General features: G+C 68.7%; 1 protein-coding gene. It reads right to left on the bottom strand.

The genetic code is table 11. The features are described 5' to 3' along the window. On the bottom strand, nt 1-4,349 hold a 4,349-nt coding region (locus ACWD3E_RS43170), incomplete at its 3' end, for an amino acid adenylation domain-containing protein (RefSeq protein ID WP_451392926.1). Between the last annotated feature and the right edge of the window lie 39 nt (nt 4,350-4,388).

The following is a 4,388-nucleotide window of genomic DNA, read 5'->3' on the forward strand; positions in this document are numbered from 1 at the left end:
AGCAACGCCGCGAACGCCGCCTGCACCACCATGAACACACTCGCGCCCGACTCCCGAGCCAGACCCACCAGGCCCGCGTGGACGTCCGCTGCCACTTCGAAGGGGACACTGTCACCTCGGTACGAGGCGACCGCGGGTCGAGGCTGGTCGAATGGCAGTTCCAACTGGGTTGGCAGTTCAGCTAGTTGCTGCTTCCAGTAAGTGACCTGCCTACTCATCAGGCTGTTGGGGTCGGAGTCGTCGCCGAGCAGGTCTCGCTGCCAGAGGGCGTAGTCCGCGTACTGCACCGGCAGCGACTCCCACGCGGGAGCCTTCCCGTCGATCCGCGCCTCGTAAGCCAACGCCACGTCCCGGGCCAGGGGCTCCATGGACCAGCCGTCACCCGCGATGTGATGCAACACCACCACCAGCACGTGGACGTCCTCCGCCAGCGCGAACAGCCGCATCCGCAGAGGGACACCAGATGTCAGGTCGAAACCGCTCCTCACCTCCGTGGCGACGGCTTCCGGCAGGTCGGTCTCGGACACCAGGGTGGCGGTCAGCGACGGGCATGCCTCCTCCGCGGCCACGATGTGCTGGTACGGCGAGCCGTCGGGGCCTTCGGGGAAGACGGTCCGCAGGCTCTCGTGCCGCTCGATCACGTCCCGCAGGGCGGCGGCCAGGGCCTCCTGGTCCAGTGCACCAGTCAGTCGTAGGACGACGGGCATGTTGTAGGTAGCGGCCTTCGCCCCCTCGAAGCGGTTGAGGAACCACAGGCGCCGCTGGGCGAACGACAGCGGCACCTGGGCTGGCCGGTCCATTGGTACCAGCGCGGTTCGAGCCTGCTCGGCGTCCGCCGCCCACTGTGCGAGCTGGGCCACGGTGGGACGCTCGAACAGGACACGCAGCGGCATTTCCGCTTCGAGGACCGTGCGGACGCGGCTGACCACGCGGGTGGCGAGCAGGGAGTGGCCGCCCAGGTCGAAGAAGCTGTCGTCGATACCGACGCGCTCCACACCGAGCACCTCGGCGAAGATCTCGGCGAGGGCCTTCTCACGGGCGTCACGCGGAGCGCGATGCGTCTGCTGCTGGAACTCCGGTGCGGGCAGGGCGCGGCGGTCGAGTTTACCGTGGGCGGTCAGCGGGAGTTCGGGAAGGACTACAACAGCGGCCGGGACCATGTATTCCGGCAGGCGTCCGCTCAGGTACGCGCGGACAGTTTCCGATTCGAGTGCCTGCCCGCTCTCAGCCACCGCATAGGCGATGAGGCGTTTGTCGCCCAGGGTGTCCTCGCGGGCGATGACGGCGGCCTGCGTGATGTCCGGATGTGTCAACAGGGCGGCTTGGATTTCGCCGGGCTCGATGCGGAACCCGCGGATCTTCACCTGTTCGTCCGCCCGGCCGAGGAACAGCAGCTGCCCGTCGAACGTCCACTTCGCCAGGTCCCCGGTTCGATACATCCTCTCCCCGGCCCCGAAGGGGGACGCTACGAACCGTTCGCCGGTCAGCGACGGGCGGCCGACGTAGCCGCGCGCCAGCGCATCGCCGGCGACGTACAGCTCCCCGGCCACCCCGACCGGCACCGGCTGGAGCGCCGCATCCAGCACGAACAGGCGGGTGTTGGCGATCGGGGTGCCGATCGGTACAACCCCGTCGGTGACCGCCTGTGGTGTCAGTTCGGCGGTGGCCACGCCGATCGTGGTCTCCGTGGGCCCGTAGTGGTTGAACACCCGCCGGCCCCCGGAGGTGGCCGTAGCCACGAGCTCTTGCACCCAGCCGGGCGTCGCGGCCTCGCCGCCGAGGACCAGCGACTGCATGGGCAGCAGCGACTCGATACCGGCTGCGGCGGTCAACGCCGCCAGATGCGACGGCACCGCCTTGAACGCATCAATCCGGTGTTCAGCGAGGTAGCCGGCCACCGCCTCCGGCTCGGTCACGGTATCGGCGTCCAGCACGTGCAGCCGGCCGCCTGTGACGAGGCTGGTGAACACCACCGTGTTGCCCAGGTCGGTCACCTGCGCCTGCAACAGCCCATACCGCGCCCCCGGCGACGTCCAGCCCAGCCGCGCCGACACCGAGGCGACGTAGTTGGCCAGCGACCCGTGCGTGACCGCCACACCCTTCGGCGTGCCCGTCGACCCCGACGTGTAGATCACATACGCCAACCCGGCCGGATCCAGCACCACCTCGGGCGATGCATCGGCGTAGCCGTCCAGGAGGGTGGTGGTCGCCAGGGCATCCAGCGCTACGGTCCGAGCCTGCTCGGCCCAGAGATCACCCAGGACTTCCTGGGTCGCCAGCACCAGCTGCGCCCGGCTGTCGGCCAGCATGTACGCCACCCGCTCCGCGGGCAGTTCCCCATCGATCGGCAGATACGCCGCCCCCGCCTTCCATACCGCCAGGATCGCCGTGATCATCTCCACGCCACGCGGCAGGCACAACCCCACCACCGACTCGCGCCCCACACCCAGATCACGCAGATAGCACGCCAACCGGCTCGCCGAGGCATCGAGCTCCCGATACGAGAGTTCGACGCCCTCAGCCGACACCGCCACCGCGTCCGGGACGGCATCCACCTGCCGCTCGAACAACTCCACCACCGTCACACCAGCCGGCACACCATCCCACCGGCCACCACTCCACTCCCCCACCAACGCACGACGCTCATCCCCCGACAACACCTCGACCAACCCCACCGGCCGATCGGGCTCCCCCACCAACCCCCGCAACAACCGCTCGAACCGAACCACAAACCCCTCAACAGTCCCCCGGTCAAACACATCAACCGAAAAACCGAACACACCCGACAACCCAGCCAGCCCACCCCCACCATCAAAAACCTCGCCAAGGTGGACCGAGAGATCGAACTTCACCGCGCCCGACGCGGCGGACTCGCTGTGGAGAACGAGACCAGGCAGGCTGAGCTCCGGTGCCGTGTTGTTCTGGAAGGTCAGCATGACCTGGAACAGAGGGTGCCGGGACATGGAGCGGACGGGGTTGAGGACCTCCACGAGGTGCTCGAACGGCACATCCTGGTTGCCGTATGCGGAGAGGTCTGCCTCCCTCACCCGGCCGATGAGTTCGCGGAAGGTCGGTTCACCTGAAAGGTCGTTACGCAACACCAGCGTGTTCACGAAGAAGCCGACGAGGTCGTCCAGCGCCTCGTCCGTACGGCCGGCCACTGGTGTGCCGATCGGGATGTCCGTCCCGGCACCCAGCCGGGACATCAGCACGGCGAACGCCGCCTGCACCACCATGAACACACTCGCGTCCGACGCGCGGGCGAGTTCCGCGATGCTCCGGTGCAGCTCCGCGTCGAGGGTCACCGGGACGGTTCCGCCCTGGTATGAGGAAGCGATCGGGCGGGGCCGGTCGAAGGGAAGGTCCAGCTGGTCGGGGAGATCCGCGAGTTGCTCGGTCCAATACGCGACCTGCTTGCTGAGCAGGCTGTCCGGGTCGGACTCGTCGCCGAGCAGGTCGCGCTGCCACAGCGCGTAGTCCGCGTACTGCACCGGCAGCGGCCTCCAGGCCGGGATGCGACCGCCCACGCGCGCTTCGTAGGCCAGGGCGACATCACGGGCCAGCGGGGCCAGTGACCAACCGTCGCCCGCGATGTGATGGAGGACGACCACCAGGATGTGCGTGGTGTCCTCGACCGCGAACAGCTCCGCACGCAGCGGGGATTCGGCTGTCAGGTCGAAGCCACGGCGCGCGGTCAGTGCGACCGCCTCCGGCACGTCGTCCTCGCCAATCTGTCGCACGGGCAGGTCCACCGTGACGTCCGCAACGTCGATGACACGCTGACGCGGGGTACCGTCCGGACCCTCCGGGAAGACGGTCCGCAGGCTCTCGTGACGCGCAACCACGTCACCGAGCGCCGCCGCCAACGCCTCCCGATCCAGCCAACCGGACAGCCGCAAGGCGATCGGCATGTTGTACGTAGCCGACCCCGACCCCTGGATCCGGTTGAGAAACCACAGACGCCGCTGAGCGAACGACAACGGCACCTCCGCCGGACGAGACATCGCCTCCAGCCGAGGGCGGGCACCCTCGGCGCCTGTCATGCGGGCGTTCAGCTGGGCGACGGTTGGCGCCTCGAACAGTGCGCGCGGCGACACCTCCACACCGAAGACTGCACGGATGCGGCTGATGACACGGGTGGCGTGGAGCGAGTGGCCGCCGAGGTCGAAGAAGCTGTCGTCGATACCGACCCGCTCCACGCCCAGCACCTCCGCGAAGATGGCGGAGAGGGTCTCCTCACGAGCATCCCGTGGGCCACGTGCTCGCTGTGCGTCCGTGTAGTCGGGGGCGGGGAGGGCGCGCCGGTCGACCTTGCGGTGCGCGGTCAGCGGGAGCTCGGGAAGGACCACGACAGCAGCCGGCACCATGAACTCCGGCAGAACCGAGCC

The sequence above is a fragment of the Streptomyces sp. NPDC002676 genome, assembly GCF_053592455.1.